The following is a 16,227-nucleotide window of genomic DNA, read 5'->3' as shown; positions in this document are numbered from 1 at the left end:
AGGTACACGGATGAAGCACTGGAATAGGCAAAGAAAATGGATTTGGATTTTATGGTTAGCAAGTCACTCTGCATTTGCTGCAGAGCATCATTTTTCTGGCATCATTGATGTAAGAGCCAGCTACACTGATGGCACTCAATCTTATGTCGACGGTGGCTTAGGAAAGTTTCGCTTTGATGACGGTAGCAAATTGTCGCTTTCGCAGGTTGGCCTTACCTATAAAGTGGATTGGGAAAATGCATTGTCAGCCCATGTCACCGCTAACGGCTACCTTGATAACACACGTAATGGCCTTGGCATCACTGAAGCCTTTGTCAATTACCGCGGCTTACCTTGGCAAAATGGCCTCAGACTAAAAGGTAGACTGGGGCTAATGTACCCTGATATTTCATTAGAGAATGTCGCTACAGCTTGGTCATCGCCTTATACCTTAAGTTATTCAGCCATCAACAGCTGGTTAGGAGAGGAGTTTCGTCACCTTGGCGCCGAAGTCACCCTTGAGCGTTTAGGTAAATTCCATTCATCTAAACATGATTTAGCCTTATCTGCATCAGTGTTTAAAAACAATGATACTGCCGGAGCAATGCTTGCTTGGCATGGCTGGACTGTCAGTTCCCGTCAAAGCTTACTGCATGAATCATTGCCATTAAGCAATATGCCAAGTCTTGAAGGGGGCAGCTTAGATGAACAAGCCAAAGAGTCAGATCCCTTTATTGAGCTAGATAACCGCTTTGGCTATCACATACACGGCCAATGGAAAATTAAAGGAAATGGTGAGGTATCACTAGGTTACTATGATAATAATGCCAATACACGTGTTGTAATAGAGGGTCAATACGCTTGGTTAACTCAGTTCTCACATGCGGGTCTTAAATGGCGCTTACCTTATAACATTGAGTTAATCAGTCAATTAATGCTCGGCAGTACACTAATGCAGTCGCCTGACGGACTTGATGTCGTCAACAATGATTATCAAGCCGCATTTATTCTATTAAGCAAACGCTGGGATAAACACCGTCTAAGTGTTCGAGCTGAAGATTTTGAAGTATCAGACAATGACACCACCCTCGATGATAACAACAATGAGCAAGGCAATGCCCTTACTTTGTCTTATCAATATCGCTTGCAAAAAAGCTGGTTTATCCAAGCTGAATACAATCGCATTGACTCTACTCGTGATGCAAGAGCTGAACAAGGCTTACCACAAGACTTACTTGAGCAACAGTGGCAACTAGCTACTCGGTGGTATTTTTGATTAGGCGCTTGTTTGCCTAATAAGAGTCGACCTATTTTACTCAAGTCATGACTGATACTTTGGCACTGCGCTTAATGTTAAATTCATCTACTGCAGAGGTTTAACTGGTTAAATAAAAATCTGAAGAACGGATATCCAAAATCAAAAAAGCAGCAAACTGGCTGATAATCCATCTACATTTCAGTATCTAAGTACTTCATCGCAGCGAATACCCATCCATTTATTTAACATTCACCATAAAGTGCAATTTTTATCACAGTTCTTTTGTATTTTGTTTCAAATTAGGTAAAGTGTCTGCCAGCTTATTGTTAATAATAATTATAATAAAGGGTGAAATATGAGTGATAATTCACACTCAGGCAACGACCTAAGTGAAGTAAAACAGCTGGGGATGTGGGCATCAATTGCCAGTCTCAGTTATATATTTTGGATCGTCGGCGGCATGGAGCTGGTTGAACGTATTGCTTATTACGGCGTAAAAGCCAGTGCAGGCCTTTACGCAAAAGCGCCAACTTCTGAAGGTGGTCTAGGTATTAGCCTTAGCGATTATGGTGTCATCATCGCTATTTGGGCATTTATGCAAACTTTTATTCCCGTATTTACTGGCGGTATTTCAGATCGTGTAGGCTACAAAGAAACGATTTTTGCCTCGACGATTATCAAAATCGCGGGTTATTTAGTAATGGCCCTATTCCCAAGCTTTTATGGCTTCTTATTCGGTGCCATCTTGCTAGCTGCGGGTACGGGGATTTTTAAACCCGGCATACAAGGTACATTAGTCCTCTCAACCGGAAGACAAAATACTTCAATGGCTTGGGGGATATTCTACCAAGTGGTTAATATTGGTGGTTTCCTTGGTCCATTAGTCGCTGTTCATATGCGTCAGCTTTCGTGGGACAACGTTTTTTACGCTTGTGCGGCAATCATTTCATTTAACTTCCTATTTTTACTGGCCTATAAAGAGCCAGGTAAAGAGGAACGCTTAGAACGTAATCGTAAAATTAAATCTGGCGAAATCAAGCAAGAAGCTTTGTGGCGTGATGCATTAAACGAGCTTAAAAAGCCTGTGGTTATTTACTACATGTTGGTATTTGCAGGCTTCTGGTTCTTATTTAATGCCCTTTTCGATGTCTTGCCGATTCACATTGCAGAATGGGTTGATACCAGCGTGATTGTGACCTCGCTATTTGGCCCTGAAGGCACATCTAATGGCTTTTTCCAGTTCTGGTTAGGGCTTGATAATACGGGGACTAAGGTGATGCCTGAAGGCATGCTTAACCTTAATGCCGGTATGATCATGACGACCTGTTTCTTGGTTGCTGCACTTACTGCTAAATACCGTATTACTACTGCAATGCTCGGTGGCTGCCTATTGAGTATCCTTGCTTTCGTGTTCATTGGTGCTACCAATGCTGCATGGATGATAGTGCTGGCGATTGCAATGTTCTCGTTCGGCGAAATGATGATTAGCCCTAAGAAAAACGAGTTTATGGGTAATATCGCCCCTGAAGGTAAAAAAGCCATGTATCTAGGTTTTGTGATGTTACCTCAAGGGATAGGCTGGACACTAGAGGGTTACTTTGGCCCTAAGCTATATGAAATGTACGCGTCGAAAGAAGTGTTCTCGCTACAATTACTTGCTGAACGTGGCATGGATGCAGCTAAGATTGATGCAATCCCACAAGGTGAAGCATTTACTACTCTAGTCAGCTTTACTGGAGAGCCAGCACAAGAGCTAACGACCTTACTTTATAACAGCCATAACATCGGTATGGCGTGGTATATCATTGCAGCTATTGGTACGATTTCTGCGGTTGGTATTTTCCTTTATGGAAAATGGCTGTATCGATTACAGCAGAGTTAATACAAGCCAATTTAATACTAGTTAATAAAAAAGCTGACAGTGATGTCAGCTTTTTTATGCCTTAAATAGCATGATAAGAACCAAAGATGTTTATTTGAACTGCTACGCCACTTTTAAGACTGCACTTGAGTCAACGTCTGCATCAACTTCAGTATTAACTTGCTTTAGCTCACCAATTGGTAAGATCACTCGGCCATATTCAGCGTTCAGTACCTGCGCCATAGCGAAGTAAACTGCACTGGCACCACAGAAAATGCCTTCAAAGCCCGCAATAGTTCCTATCAGTTCAGAACCAGTGAAATCACGCGCAGCCAATAAGAAGAACAATACTGTTAGCGAGCCAAATACGACTTGTTTAGCACGAGGGTAGCGTAATGAACCGACGAACATAAACGCAGTGAATACGCCCCATAAACCTAAGTACCAGCCCATAAAGCTTGCAGGACTTGCTTGTGAAATGCCCATTTCAGGCATAACTAACAATCCCACTAAGGTTAACCAAAATAAACCATATGACGTAAATGCAGTGGTACCAAAGGTGTCACCACGCTTGAAACACATCATGCCAACAATCACTTGGCCGATGCCGCCATAAAAAATACCCATGGCAAGGATCATCGCATCGATAGGGAAAAAACCTGCATTATGAATATTAAGTAAAATCGTTGTCATACCAAATCCCATTAAACCTAATGGTGCTGGGTTCGCTAATGTTGCAGGGATTGCTGCTGGCGTCGACATGGCTTGCTCCTAAAAAATACTGCTATAAGTATATTTAAATGACTGACCTGTAAGGGTTATAAATCCATATTGGGTCAAACATTAAGATAAGTTAATTTAACTGCGGCGCATTTTAAGGAAGGAGTTGCTCACTGACAAATTTGCTAGAGGCTGTGATGATTAACAATATAAACGGCACAATTGATGACGGAAACATTAACCGCTTTGTTTTCTTTGTTTATTAAGTTGTTTATATACAATGGATTAAAATTAGCTTTACGAGGTCTCATTAGTTTAAAAGCAAAAACAATATCATCACATGCTTCTATTGCAGCATGACAGTCGCTAGGTAAATTGCCGTTATTGCGATTAACCACTTCACTTCACACTTTTTAAACCTATCCACATCACGTCACAATTTATTGAGTTTTCAAGAAACCAGCAAAGTATAAAACGCGACTTTAAACGATGAATAATTGCTCAAGCTCACAATCTCAAACATTAGATAAGCAATTGCGAAATTAATTAGTTTTAGCTCCCAATTAACCATAAAAAAGGAGCCCTAAGGCTCCTTTTACATTTATCTGCAACTTGCAGGTTTTACAGAAAAATGTTCAGTTTAATACAGCAATTAAAACTAGTGACTTGTACCACTATGCATAGTATCAACACCATAAGTTTTACCTTCAGCGTGACAAGTTGAACAAGATTCTACTGGTACTTCAGCTGCAGATTTAACGCCATCTTCATACACAGTCGCGCCATTACTCTTAAAGTGAGCTAATGCTGCTTCACCTGAGTGAGCATGACAAGTACGACAAGCTTCTGTTACTGGAGAAATGTAATTAACAGTTGCTCCGTAATCATTACTTTCAGAGATTGCTGTGCGACCAGATGTTAGTTCACCGTCACCAGCAAAGAAGGTCATATCATCGCCATTTGAATCAACATCTTTATGACAAGCCTGACAGTCTGTTTTTGATGCTGGGTAATTAACCCAAGTTTCACCATCTTCAGCTAAGTAGATCCCGCCGCCTGTGCTACCAGCAAACATACCACTATGGAAACGGTGAGCAACAGTTGCTAAATCACGGTTGTAGTACTCTAACCCTTCAATAAGCTCAAATGTTGGTTCGCCGTCTTCGTCAGTACCTGCTTGTTTATAAACATCAGCATGGTAAGAGCCTGGGTAGTTATTGTTATGACAATCTGCGCACTGGGTAAAGTCAGTCACACCATGACGAGGTGCTTTAATGTGCGATAGGTTCTCATGACATGCATTACACTTAGCTTCATCCGCACTGGTGCGGTCATTCATTGCTTGTGTTGGCGCTGTAAAGTTTTCAAGTGAAGAGGCTACAAAACGTAGGTTATCTTCAGTTTCAACACCTACGGCAGCAACATCATCAAACATAAAGAACTTAGTGACGATATTAGCTGGAATTGCAATATCACACTCTTCATCGGCACCTAAAGTCGTTCTATCAATCACCATGCCAGAGTCAATATCACCACACATGTTGAACTCAGAACTTACTGATAACGTTTTTCCATCTAGTGAATTAGCATCAATAGCTTGGGTCAACGTTACTTTGCCGTCTGCTGTAACAAACATGCCAGAACTAGTATCAAGGCTTAAGCCACGAACATAATCACCATTTTCATCCAATGTCCCCATCATAATTGCATGAGCATAGCCATCAACAGCTAAAAAGTCAGCTAAAACGGTACCATCTGCAGGTGTTTCTCCATTGATGGTTACATCGACAACAACAGTTAATTGATCCGCTGCGACTTCTGCAGACATCACATCAAACACCACGCCATCTTTTAAGGTTCCACGGGCACCCACTGCGTGAGCTTCCATTGGGCTTAAGCTTCCCGCGCCATGACAGCCAGAACATGATGCATCACTTTCAGGCACGATACCGCGGTGATTATCCCCAGTTTCGAAATCAACATCGGTATGACAAGACACACAAGCTTCTGCATAAACATTGTCATTCCACTGTGTGCCATTATCATGACAAACAGTACATTCATTTAATTCAGCAGGGAAACCAACACCACTGAACATTTCTTTTGCTTCACCGACTAAATCTAAGTGATGGCCGGCATGAATTGTATGGATCATTGCGTTCCAGTTAGGGTTATAACCTTTTTCTGGATCGTTTTGGTCTGCAGCATAAGCGGGGTTATGACAAGCAACACAGTTTTCAACTTTCTGGTAATTATGGTGAGCGTCAATATTGCCGATACGCATATCGTTTTCAGCAAAGCCATCTAATGAACTATGACATTGAATACACGCCGCATTTGATACTGAATCTTTATTCGAAACCGCAAGCTCGCCAGTAGCAGGAATATAATCTAATGGCATAGTAAGCAATTTATCTGAAATAGCTTCACCAGCATCATCGGTAATATCGTAAGTACGCACCATCACTCTATGTAAACGGTTTGCATCACCATCGGCCAGTACGATTGGCGCATTACCATCGTGCTCCCAAGTACCGGTATATGTTCCAGGGCTATCTACGTCCTCAACTAAAGTACAGGCATCCACTTCATTGCCCCAAGAAACGGTTTTACCCGTTAAGCTACAATACATACTGTAACTAAAATCATTTTCAAGACCATGGCTTTGCCAATAATAAGGACCGCCTGTATCTGTAGTGTTTTCCGCTTCATTCATCACGTAAAGCGCAATTTTTTCAAGGCCAGTAAACGGTACATCTTTACCTGCAGAAGTTTTCCCCGTCACAGTAAATTTAACCGAGAAATCTTCTGTACCAACCACGACGATATCTTCAGGAACCAGCGTCAATGTAAAGTCAGCAGCTGAATTAACTGTTTCGACTACACTACCAGCTGGAGTACCAGGTTCTCCCGGAGCACCAGGTTCGCCCGGTGCGCCATCTTTGCCATCATCACCATCACTACACCCCGTTAACCCAATAGCAGCCATTAAGGCTACCGCGAGTATCGACTTTTTATATGTTCTCATTATCGTATCCCTTTATTTTAGGTATTTGATTCTGCATTAGCAGTAATTCGAATATAGAAGATACCTCTTTAGATGTATTAAACTTGTGCGTTATTTGTGATTGAAATTTAAAGATTCCTGATGCGAAATTTTACAATTCGAGGTTGGGAATTCTCAAATGTGAAATTCGCATAAGTATCTGTTTTTATTTAATTGATTGAGATCAATTAATCTTCTTCAAATCAAAAATAGAAATAAAAAAACGAAGGCAATATGCCTTCGCTCTAATTTTTAACTCGTAAATACGACTAGTGTTTATCTATGAGAAATGTGCTTTTTTAGAGAAATTTAAAAAGCCTTGATATCAATAAACGTGATAGAAAATTATAAACTAATTATCTGCTTTATTGAGTCCACAATAATCGCTCTGCTTTTCTCACAATATCGACGATATGGCGTTGAACGTTCTATAAGGTTATATTCAGGCACTAGACAGTTTCCTACCAGCTTTTGTCTTTCATAAGCTGGAAGCTTTTCCACTCTAATTTCTTCAATATTTGCCAACAATTGAGATTCTGCTGTAGCCATAAAACTGAAGCTTCTCATCGTAAGTAAGTGACAAAACCACTCTGAAATAGAGGCCACTCGAGTTATACTTGGGGGTTCAACTCCTGATTGACGACAATAGATCTGAAAAGGATCTAATTTATCATTAAAACCTTTGCCTTCAAGTATCAAGAAAGGATGATTGGCTATATCTTCCAAGCATATATGCCCACTTTCCCAAATTGGGTGGTTGTGACGGGCTGCTATCGAAGTTGACTCTGATACACCAATGACTTCTGATTCTAACTCTGCGGCACAAGCTGCACCGAAATTAATACCAAGATCAATATCGCCTTGGTGAATTTTTTCTTCTGAGTTTTCATTCCACAGATGCACCCTAACCTTACCTAATACATCCATAACCTCCTCACGACCTAATGACATGGCAAGCGACGTCATGATAATTGGCGTTACTGCAATATTAAGCACATTAGATGAATTAGTTTTATTACCTGCACAAGCTATTCTTTCTATATTTGAGGCAGATTCACAAAAATCACAAATAGGAAGGTATAAGTGCTCAGCGAGTGCGGTCGGCTTTAAACCTTGTTGGCGACGATAAAACAATTCATCGTCAAAGGTCAGTCTCAAAGACGTTAAGCAGCGACTTATTTTGGGCGCCGACACACTTAATTCTTTGGCGGCAAGATTAGCAAAGCCAGTTTCATAGATAATTTTAAATACTAACAAACTGAATACATCCAATTCACTGATCTTTTTTAAGGCTTTTATATCCATGCCAATACCTAAAATTGATTAACTCAATAGAAGTTAGCATGAAAATTTACACAGTAAGTTGATCCAACTCCCCATTCTTCAGTTTCAATTAAGCTTAAGTTAACAGTTTTATTTCATTTAAATCTCTTTCTCATTTAAATGACGGTATTCACCAGGTTTTAATAAAGAGTCTAAATTAATATCACCAATAGACTCTCGATGAAGCGCTACAACAGGGTTACGAAAGCGACCAAACATGCGTTTTATTTGATGATATTTTCCTTCCTGTAAAGTCACTCTTGCCTGAAAATGATTAACCAGCTCTAACCTTGCAGACTTAGTCATTATATCTTCATAACCAAAATACATACCTTCAGCAAAAGCACTGACATAACTCTCATCAATAGGATTGGCTAACGTCACTAAGTATTGTTTGTCCACTTTGGTCTCTGGGGCCATTAAAGCTTGCGACCATTGACTGTCATTGGTAATTAATAACAAGCCAGTTGAATTTAAATCCAATCGCCCTGCAATATGCATCAAATCAAGTTCAATATCAGAAAGTAAAGATAACGCCGTAGGGTGAATATCATCTTTGGTAGCACTAACCACGCCTATGGGTTTATTTAACATATAATACTGACGTGTATGACGTTGCAACCAATCGCCATCTAAGCAAATTTGGCTGAACTCATTAATCTGTTGATCCACTGACTTACAAATTTGCCCATCAAGCTCAACTCTATTTTCAAGCAATAGTTGCCGAACCGCTTTTTTAGAGATCTGCAGTTTCTGGGCAATGAACTGGTCTAATCGACTTCTTTTACTGCGCATTAATAATTTATTCTCATTTAACTAGTTAAAAGAATTAACTTATTCATATTCATTTTAAGGCATCGTTTGAGTTACCAAACTAGATCGAATACTCTGTTTGTGGGCAAAACAATAAGGAGTAACATGTCTTTGCAACCAGCTTATCCGATTTTACAGCCAGAAATGACCATTGTAGAGCTTAAACAGGCCATTGCTGAGTTTGATACCTGGTTAGAACAGCAAATCAGCAGTTGTTCTATCGCTGAAATTCTGCAGCATCGAGCGCAGTTTTTCGACATATTACTTAACCATCTTTGGCAAGCATTTAAGTTTGAAACTGACACCATTTCTCTTAATGCCGTTGGCGGCTATGGCCGTAAAACCCTTCACCCCTTTTCCGATATTGATATCTGTATTATTCACGATGAAGATTTGTCCGCAACCGATGCCAGCACCTTAAGTGACTTCTTGACCCAATTATGGGACTTAGGCTTAGATTTAGGTCACGCAGTTAGGCGCTTAGATGATACTTATCTTGCATGTACCGAAGACGTCACCATTGCCACAACATTATTAGAAATAAGACATATCTGTGGCCACGAAAACCATCAACATCAAGTTATCAGTAAACTTTATGGTGAAACGGTTTGGTCCAGTGAAGACTTTTTCATCGCTAAATATGACGAACAAAAGGGTCGACATAATAAAGCCCAAGGTACCGCTTTTAATATTGAGCCTAATTTAAAAAACAGCCCTGGCGGAATGCGAGATATTCAAACTATCACTTGGATAGCGAGAAAACACTTCTCAATTGATGATCTTAAAGATTTACGCCGCCTTAAATTTCTAACTGACGATGAATATGCCGAATTAATGGAGTGTCAGAATTTTATCTGGCGAGTACGCTTTGCACTTCATCAAGCTTCTAATCGTTCTGAAAACCGTTTATTGCTTCAACATCAAGCCGAAGTCGCGCGCCTGCAAGGCTTTGGGGATAGCGGAAATATCGCGATTGAAAAGATGATGCGTCAATTGTTTAGAGCAATGAAACGTATCCGTGAATTAAACCTAATGCTAATGGCTTATTTTGAGCGTGAAATCATACCGCAGAAAAAACCTGACATTATTGAAATCAATGAAAATTTTCAAATATATAACGGCCAAATTCACGCCGAAAATCAAGATGTTTTCATTGACCGATCACAAATTATGTCGATGTTTAATTACATTGCCATTCACCACGAAAAAGTCACTGGAATCACCCCTGAAACACTGCGTTTATTGAGACAAGTCCGTCGCCGATTAATGGGCGACTTACAGGATTACCAAGTCTGCAGAGAACTATTTGTTAAGCTATTTAAACATCCTCACGGCATGGGGTTAGCCATCACCTTGATGCATCAACATGGTATCTTAGCGTCGTATTTACCTCAGTGGCGTGAAGTCGTCGGTCAAATGCAATTTGATTTATTTCATGCCTATACCGTCGATGAGCATACCCATAAATTGCTTAAAAACCTTTATAAACTCACTCAAGATAATGTCTCAGCAGATCAAAAATTAGCTGCCGATATTTTTGAGCGTTTTCAAGCTAAAGAATCAATTTTGTTTGCCGCATTATTTCATGATCTTGCTAAAGGTCGTGGAGGCGATCACAGCGAGCTAGGTGCTGTCGACGCCAAGTTGTTTGCCAAATTCCATGGCCTTAAAACATCGCAACGACAACTCATCAGCTGGTTAGTTGAGCAACACTTATTAATGTCGATTACTTCTCAAAGGATGGATATTCACGACCCAGAAGTGGTTAAAACCTTCGCTAAATCCGTTGGCAGTATTACCAAGCTAGATGCACTCTACTGTTTAACGGTGGCAGATATCCAAGCCACCAATGATGATTTATGGAATGATTGGAAAGCAAGCTTACTGACTGACTTATACTTTGCGACGCGTAAAGCGCTACGTAATGGTCTTGAAAATGTCCTACAACTCAGAACCGTAGTCAGAGAGCACAAACAAGAAGCTCTAGGTTTAATAGATCCCAATGACACTGAGCTCATCGCCATTAATAGATTATGGAAGCGCTTGCCATTGTCGTTTTTCAGTAATGCTATTCCCACAGAAATTGCCAAGTATACCCTTGGGATTTTAGAGCACGAGTCAGAGCATGAGCATCAATTAACAACACAAGATGTGGCTAGCGAACCGCCTTCACTCATTATTCTCGACGACAGTAGCGTTAAAGGTTGTAGCGATGTATTTGTGTACACTAAGGATAGACCTGGGTTATTTATCTCTTTGTTTAATACTTTATCCACACTAAAAATATCTGTTAACCAAGCGCAGATATCGAAAACCAAAGATGGCTATGTGGTTGAAGCCTTCAAAGTGCTCGATTTTGATGGCAAGCCCATTTTTAGTGCCCAAAGACGTAAGCAGGTCACTAAAAAGCTACGTCAAATTTTAGATGACAATATGTCACCGCCAAAGAACCGCCCTTCAAGACACACTAAAAACTTTGATAACAAACCGACTATTGAGTTTATCCATTCTAAAAAAGCAGACCGTACTCTGGTGCATATATTAGCACTGGAAACCCATGAATTTATGGGGCAAATAGCCAGCGCATTTAGAACTCTTGACCTTAATATCCATTCTGCAGCCATTAGTACCGTAGGTGAACGTGCCGATAATGTTTTTGCTTTATCAAACCAGCACGGCTCACAATTAACCGAATCTGAACAAATTGAGTTACAGGAAAAATTAGTCAAATCGATCACTTCGACATTATAATTGCCTCATTAAAATCGAGCATGAGAGCAATATGTCTACTAGCAATACAAGTTCTACATCTGAAACCGATAACTTAACTGATATCGGTTTTAGTTTTTCTAAAGAATATATTCTAGATAAATCCCATTTTGCCGAAACATTTGACCAGTCAGTTATTGTTAATCACAGCCCAAAGCGATACCTAAAGGCTGTCGCCTTTATAGTGGCAGGTTTTTTAATGACTCAAACAGATGTCACACCTTACCTTGCATACTTCTTTATCGGTTTGGGTGCTGTTGAAGGGCTTCAAGTAAGGTTTAATCGCGCATGGTGGTTAATGAGGCAACTGATTAGTAAGTCTGCTAATAACTCAGTGACGATCACAATTAATGAGCAAGGCATTCACTCGAAGTCGGCTTATATTGATCATTTGCTTAAATGGACTGAAATATATCGCGCACAAGAAACTGAGCAAGGTTTCTTATTAACTACTGAAAAACTTAAACATTATGTTTCTAAGCGATGTTTAAATTCAGCTGCTATCGATTTCATCAAATTAAAAGTGAACTAATTTTAATCACATCAGACTAATAAACTGCTCGGTTTATGAGCAGTTTAAAATTCATGACCATATAAAATCTATCCGTAAATATTAATAATAAGTTCTCTTAAAGGACGCGCTATGAAACATTCATTATTGTTAAGCACTTTATACGCTGTAGTAATCTCAACTGTTTTATTCAACACCTTCGCACATGCAAATGGAATTGAAGCACCGAAAGATACCCTAGTCTCTTTGACAGACTCATGCAGTAAAATCGCTGCAGAAGAACAGATTGATCCCATTGAGAAGCAACAGTTTGTATCTGATTGCGTCAACGCTCAATTAATCGAAATGGGATATCAACGACAGCATTCGCTAGCAAAAACAAAAATAACAAAGACTAAACTATAACCTTTAAATACATTAATTTAGCTCAAAACAACATGTAAAATAACACTAGCAACAATCAAGAATCACAAGTATCAGTTTGTATCAATTTAATTAAAGCAATTTTTCCGACCTCAATTTAGTGATAAAGTCGCAAATATTAGCTGTATTAATCTTGATATAAATAGGTTGTTGGTCTTTGATGTATCGAATTTTTGTCGTCTTTTTAGTGTTATTTTTAACCATTACACCGGTAATGGCAGACGAACCTTGCCAAGAGGATGGTGATTGCGTGGTCGTCGGAGAATGGGATATTAGTATCGCTTTCGGCTACGGGAATAAAACTAACCCCATTACTGACTATGACGACATCCCTCTTTATGTAATCCCATCAATAGCTTACTACGGTGAGAGTTGGTTTTTTGATAATTTTAATTTTGGATACACCTTAACCGAACAAGAAAGTTTTACGATAAATCTAGCGACAAGTTACAGCACCGAACGCGCTTTTTTCTATCGCTGGGATCCATCAAATATTTTCTTGCCACAATCGGCAAATGTTGACGCTCAAACTGACCTACCCCCTATTGGGGGGTTCGGAATACAAGAAGTTAGCCAACCTCTTGTTTTAAATGAACTTGAAAGTAGAAACTTCACCGTATATGGTGGAGCAGAGCTTTTCTGGTATGGCAAGTTTGGCGTGCTAAAACTCGCTGCTGCCCATGACTTATTAAACGTCCACAATGGACAAGAAGTGAATATTAGTTGGAACTATTCACTCGCCGTCAGTGATTGGCACTTTGATTTAACCTTGAAATCAGAGTGGAAAAGTTCAGAAGTTATTGATTATTACTATGGTGTTCGAGCCAGTGAGAATGCATACTGGAGCGAAGAATATCAACCAGATTCAGGTTGGAGTAGTGCTGTAGAACTCACAACGCGTTACAGTCTTTCGACACGTTGGGACTTATTAGTTGCTGCACGTTACACCCAATTAGCTGATGAAATTATCGACAGCCCAATTATTAATGAAGATTATTCTAGCTCCTATTTCGTTGGAGCTGCATATAGGTTCTAAAGTTGTTCCTTAAAGAACATAGGGTCTATCACCTTTTCGGTATATTAATACTGATTTTTAGTGCTTTCTTTGCCAAAGCTGATACGCTTATCGGGCAAGCACAGCTTTCGGCTACTCCTCGTTTATGTCTTATTGATGCAGATGGCAACATATGTGAAATTGACATTGAGTTAAATTGGCAGGTCGAAACTGAGGAGTTGGTTTGTATTACATCAAATTACCAACCACTGGCTCGCTGGTGTAGTGATTCAACTGAAGATCACTCTTTGCAGGTATCAGTAAAAACAAATAAAGACATTCATTTTGTCTTAATAAATAAAAATAATAATAATGAATTGGCGGACGTAATCCTAAAAATCACCACAACGTCTGAACGTAAAGTTCGCAGACGTTACCGTAACCCTTGGAGTTTATTTTAATGGCTACCCCCCATCAACTCATAGAGTTTTGTTGGTCGAAGATGACATTCGTCTTGCCAACTTAATTGTGGACTATCTTAAGTCACACGATATGCACGTTGAAGTAGAACGACGTGGCGATACCGTTTTAACACGATTAATTAGTTACAAGCCTGACATCATCTTACTTGATATCATGCTACCTGGACTTGATGGATTAAGCCTGTGTGAAAAATTACCTGACTACTTTGCAGGTCCAATTTTATTAATGAGTGCTTTAGGCTCGCCTGAAGACCAAATCAAAGGCCTAGAATTAGGTGCTGATGATTACGTAGTTAAGCCAGTGGATCCTAGCTTATTAGTTGCACGTATTAATAATTTACTACGCCGTCAGGCTCAACCTTCAAAACCTGAGTCTCACTGTTTAAGCTTTGGTAAATTAAGCATCGATCCACATACTCAAGCTATTCGCTTAGGTAATACTGAGGTCGACCTTACTAGCCACGAATTTGAATTATTGTGGTTATTAGCATCGCAAGCTGGACAAGTATTAAGCCGCCAGTATATTTATCAATACCTGCTTAATATCGATTTTGACGGTAAAGACAGAAAAATTGATGTGCGTATTTCTCGCTTACGTAAAAAACTAGGCGATAGCATCGAAACACCATTCAGAATTAAAACTGTTTGGGGACAAGGTTACTTATTCGCGCCGGAAGCGTGGAATAATTAATCGGGTTATAGAAGACTTTGAAAAGACTCTTCATCAGCCTATACCTATTACTAAGCTTAAGCTTTTTAGGTATAGGCTGGACATTAGATAGCCTCTGGCAACAACAGGTCGAAGATAACGACAATATTGACTCACCTTTAATTGCTTTTGCATTACTCCTTGCACAGCAGCCTAAAGCAGACCGCCAAGATCAACTAAAGCTCATCAATAAACAATACCCCTACCCATTGCAATTATTCGAACAGAATGAAATTGCCTTAAGCGGTGATGTGGTATTTTCAAACAATCAAATCATTACTACCACTGCAGATAAAAGCCACGAACTACAATTTATTGCTGTAGGGGATCAAGTATTAATGGCAGGCCCTGTTGATATCGATCCTCGTGGTCAGCTACGCAGCATATTCACCATAGGCTTTTATTTATCATTAGCCTTTGTTGCATTGATTTGGGTTTGGCCGCTATCAAAAGATTTAAAAACCTTAAAGAAAGCCACCCAAAATTTTGGCGAAGCAAAATGGAACACTCGAATCGAGCTTAATGCCAGCTCTCAGGTCGCCCCATTGGCAAATACCTTTAATGATATGGCCCAGCATATTAGTGATTTAATCGAGAACCAAAAGCATTTATCTAATGCTGTCTCCCATGAAATTAGAACCCCATTGGCCAGATTGAAGTTTGCTCTTGCCTTGTTGCCTCAGTATTGCCAACCTAAAAATGACGAGCAACGAACGCAAGAATTTCTTGATGAAATGCAGCTTGATATCAAAGAAATGGAAACCTTACTGCAAGAGCTGCTTACGTATGCAAGCCTTGAAGTTCAGCAGGAACCGACCCTAGAAAAATGTGAACTGATTAGCATGACAGAAGAGCTCACTTCACGTTTAATGCCACTAAGTGATAAACCTATTAACTTCCATTACTCGATGAACGAAATGATCATCATGGCTGAACCGTCTCTAGTCGAGCGTGCGATTCAGAATCTCATTACGAATGCCCAGCGTTATACTCAGACCAGTATTGAATTATATTTAAGTTTTGATGAACGATTAGTTTTTTTATCAGTAGTCAACGACGGTGAAGAAATTCCACAAGAAGATCAACAGAAACTATTTGAGCCTTTTTATCGCAGTAAATCCCAACATAAAGGCAATAAAGGCCATGGTTTAGGTCTAGCCATTATCAAGCGGATTATGCATCGTCATAAAGGCAGAGTGAATCTAGTTAGTGATGAAAACAATACTTCATTCACCTTGATTTGGCCTCGAGAACATTTATTTGTCAAAGCAAAAGCAGACTTAGATCCGAGTTAAATATTGTGGAAAAGTGAAAGTAACAAATAGCTAATATGGTCCTT

13 protein-coding genes are annotated in these 16,227 nt (G+C 39.7%); 9 read left to right on the top strand and 4 right to left on the bottom strand.

Going from position 1 to position 16,227, the window contains the following annotated elements; translation table 11 throughout:
- Positions 1 to 10: 10 nt before the first annotated feature.
- Positions 11 to 1,255, top strand: coding sequence for a hypothetical protein (locus tag AC0L4E_RS04385; RefSeq protein WP_473678169.1), 1,245 nt, complete (start codon positions 11 to 13; stop codon positions 1,253 to 1,255).
- Positions 1,256 to 1,592: 337 nt separating this feature from the next.
- Complete coding sequence (locus tag AC0L4E_RS04380) at positions 1,593 to 3,119, top strand: MFS transporter (protein WP_473678168.1); 1,527 nt, start codon at positions 1,593 to 1,595, stop codon at positions 3,117 to 3,119.
- Between the two features lie 102 nt (positions 3,120 to 3,221).
- Here AC0L4E_RS04380 and AC0L4E_RS04375 read toward each other — a convergent pair whose 3' ends face one another.
- The 4 genes from AC0L4E_RS04375 to AC0L4E_RS04360 form a co-directional block, all read right to left on the bottom strand.
- Entirely contained in the window at positions 3,222 to 3,842 is a 621-nt protein-coding gene (locus AC0L4E_RS04375) for an acetate uptake transporter (RefSeq protein ID WP_473681516.1), read from the bottom strand.
- 634 nt (positions 3,843 to 4,476) lie between these two features.
- Positions 4,477 to 6,846 (bottom strand): OmcA/MtrC family decaheme c-type cytochrome, encoded by a 2,370-nt coding sequence (locus AC0L4E_RS04370; RefSeq protein WP_473678167.1) that lies wholly within the window; start codon positions 6,844 to 6,846, stop codon positions 4,477 to 4,479.
- A 363-nt stretch (positions 6,847 to 7,209) separates the two neighbouring features.
- A complete protein-coding gene (locus AC0L4E_RS04365; protein ID WP_473678166.1) occupies positions 7,210 to 8,169 on the bottom strand; it encodes a LysR substrate-binding domain-containing protein in 960 nt (319 codons plus the stop codon).
- Positions 8,170 to 8,286: 117 nt separating this feature from the next.
- A complete protein-coding gene (locus tag AC0L4E_RS04360) occupies positions 8,287 to 8,982 on the bottom strand; it encodes a 16S rRNA pseudouridine(516) synthase (protein ID WP_473678165.1) in 696 nt (231 codons plus the stop codon).
- A gap of 123 nt (positions 8,983 to 9,105) precedes the next feature.
- On the opposite strand from AC0L4E_RS04360, the gene glnD reads away from it, so the two are divergent.
- From glnD to AC0L4E_RS04325, 7 genes are all read left to right on the top strand, one after another.
- Positions 9,106 to 11,751 carry a [protein-PII] uridylyltransferase gene (gene glnD, locus AC0L4E_RS04355; protein ID WP_473678164.1) on the top strand — a complete coding sequence of 882 codons (2,646 nt, stop codon included), beginning with the start codon at positions 9,106 to 9,108 and terminating at the stop codon, positions 11,749 to 11,751.
- Positions 11,752 to 11,782: 31 nt separating this feature from the next.
- Positions 11,783 to 12,301, top strand: a complete 519-nt coding sequence (locus tag AC0L4E_RS04350; protein WP_473678163.1) for a YcxB family protein — start codon at positions 11,783 to 11,785, stop codon at positions 12,299 to 12,301.
- 111 nt (positions 12,302 to 12,412) lie between these two features.
- The gene (locus tag AC0L4E_RS04345; protein WP_473678162.1) at positions 12,413 to 12,685 is read left to right on the top strand and encodes a hypothetical protein; all 273 of its coding nucleotides are present in this window, start codon (positions 12,413 to 12,415) and stop codon (positions 12,683 to 12,685) included.
- Between the two features lie 178 nt (positions 12,686 to 12,863).
- Entirely contained in the window at positions 12,864 to 13,739 is an 876-nt protein-coding gene (locus tag AC0L4E_RS04340; RefSeq protein WP_473678161.1) for a MipA/OmpV family protein, read from the top strand.
- A gap of 2 nt (positions 13,740 to 13,741) precedes the next feature.
- Positions 13,742 to 14,158 carry a DUF3019 domain-containing protein gene (locus AC0L4E_RS04335; protein WP_473678160.1) on the top strand — a complete coding sequence of 139 codons (417 nt, stop codon included), beginning with the start codon at positions 13,742 to 13,744 and terminating at the stop codon, positions 14,156 to 14,158.
- 28 nt (positions 14,159 to 14,186) lie between these two features.
- Entirely contained in the window at positions 14,187 to 14,870 is a 684-nt protein-coding gene (locus AC0L4E_RS04330; protein ID WP_473678159.1) for a winged helix-turn-helix domain-containing protein, read from the top strand.
- A gap of 17 nt (positions 14,871 to 14,887) precedes the next feature.
- Positions 14,888 to 16,183, top strand: coding sequence for an ATP-binding protein (locus AC0L4E_RS04325; protein WP_473678158.1), 1,296 nt, complete (start codon positions 14,888 to 14,890; stop codon positions 16,181 to 16,183).
- The last annotated feature ends 44 nt before the right edge of the window (positions 16,184 to 16,227 follow it).

The sequence above is a fragment of the Shewanella sp. GJ50-10 genome (genome assembly GCF_055808815.1).
Note: the sequence above shows the minus strand (reverse complement) of the source record. Positions and strands in the feature narration are given on the sequence as shown.